The sequence below is a fragment of the Micromonospora sp. M51 genome, assembly GCF_018070305.1.
Lineage (GTDB): Bacteria > Actinomycetota > Actinomycetes > Mycobacteriales > Micromonosporaceae > Micromonospora > Micromonospora parva.
This window is the reverse complement of the sequence record NZ_JAGPXZ010001088.1, coordinates 1-1,474: the sequence shown is the minus strand read 5'-3', so window position 1 is coordinate 1,474 and position 1,474 is coordinate 1. Positions and strand designations below refer to the sequence as shown.

Here is a 1,474-nt window from a genome sequence, read left to right as displayed (position 1 = left end):
CGGCACGTTCCTGCTGACCCTGGTCGCCCTGGGCATCGCCGCCTTCGGCGTCTACTGCTTCCTCCAGTCCCGGTACCGCAAGGTCTGAACTGGTCGATTCCTAGGCCGTCGGGCACTCTTGGGCTTTTGCCCGGAGTGCCCGACGTCTGGTTGAAGGGGAGCACCGAAGCCGTGCAGAACTATCTCGAAACGGCCGTCGCCGCGCTCGTCGCGGCGGCGGTCGCCCTGTTCCTGGTCGAGGTCGTCCACCGGTTGACCCGGCGTTTCGGTCGCCGGTCACTGCTGTTGACCGAGTTGACCGAGCACGCGCACCGCCCGTTCCAGGTCGCCGCGACGGTCCTCGCCGTGCAGTTCGCCGTCCGCTTCACCACCGGGTACGCGGTGGGCGAGGGCTGGCGGCGGCTCCTGCTGCACCTGCTCATCCTCGGTGTCATCGCCACACTGGCCTGGCTGGTCGCCTGCCTGCTGGTCGTCGTGGAGGACACCGCGCTGGCCCGGTTCCGGGTCGACGTGCCCGACAACCGGCACGCCCGGCGGGTACGGACCCAGGTGGTGATGCTGCGCCGACTGACCATCGCGGTGATCGTCATCCTGACCGTCGGCGTGATGCTGATGACCTTCCCCAGCGTGCGGGGCATCGGCGCCGGTGTGCTGACCTCCGCCGGTGTGGTCGGTGTGGTGGCCGCGCTCGCCGCGCAGAGCCTGCTCGGCAACGTCTTCGCCGGCCTCCAGCTCGCCTTCAGCGACGCCGTCCGGCTCGACGACGTGGTCGTCGTGGAGGGGGAGTGGGGGCGCATCGAGGAGCTGACCCTCAGCTACGTGGTGGTGCAGATCTGGGACGACCGACGGTTGATCCTGCCCACCTCGTACTTCACCAGCAAGCCGTTCCAGAACTGGACCCGGACCGAGGCGGCGGTGCTCGGCACCGCCGAGTTCGACGTGGACTGGGCGGTGCCGGTGCAGACCATGCGTGAGGAGCTGCGCCGACTCGTCGAGGGCACCGAGCTGTGGGACGGGCGGGTCTGCGTCCTCCAGGTCACCGACGCCACCGGCGGGACGGTGCGGTTGCGCGCGCTGGTCAGCGCCGCCGACGCGGGCAGTCTGTGGGACCTGCGCTGCCTCGTGCGGGAGCACCTGGTCGCCTGGATCCGGGACAACCGCCCGACCGCGATGCCCCGGCTGCGCACCGAGCTGGGCGACTCCACCAGCAACCTGTCCTGGCAGTGGGTGCAGCCGCGGCGCCCGGCCCGGCGTCCCTCCGACACCGAGGCGCCCGACGACGCCCGGGTGTTCGGCGGCAGCGACGACGGCGACGCCCGCAGCGAAGCCTTCGTGGGCCCCGACGAATCCCGCCAGTAGCACCCCGCTCCGCCCGCGCGCCCCGCCCGCGCCCCGCCCGCGCCCCGCGCGCCCCGGAAGATCGTGCAATTTCCTGGTTGTAGTGGCCTCCACAGCGGTCGAGGCCCCTACAACC

2 protein-coding genes are annotated in these 1,474 nt (G+C 71.4%); both read left to right on the top strand.

Annotated features, from left to right (window positions below; all coding sequences use genetic code 11):
- Nucleotides 1–88 (top strand): DUF1206 domain-containing protein (locus tag KBX53_RS32695; protein WP_210863722.1); only part of this gene is annotated, 88 nt, incomplete at its 5' end.
- 83 nt (nt 89–171) lie between these two features.
- Nucleotides 172–1,359, top strand: coding sequence for a mechanosensitive ion channel family protein (locus tag KBX53_RS32690; RefSeq protein ID WP_210863720.1), 1,188 nt, complete (start codon nt 172–174; stop codon nt 1,357–1,359).
- Nucleotides 1,360–1,474: the final 115 nt, after the last annotated feature.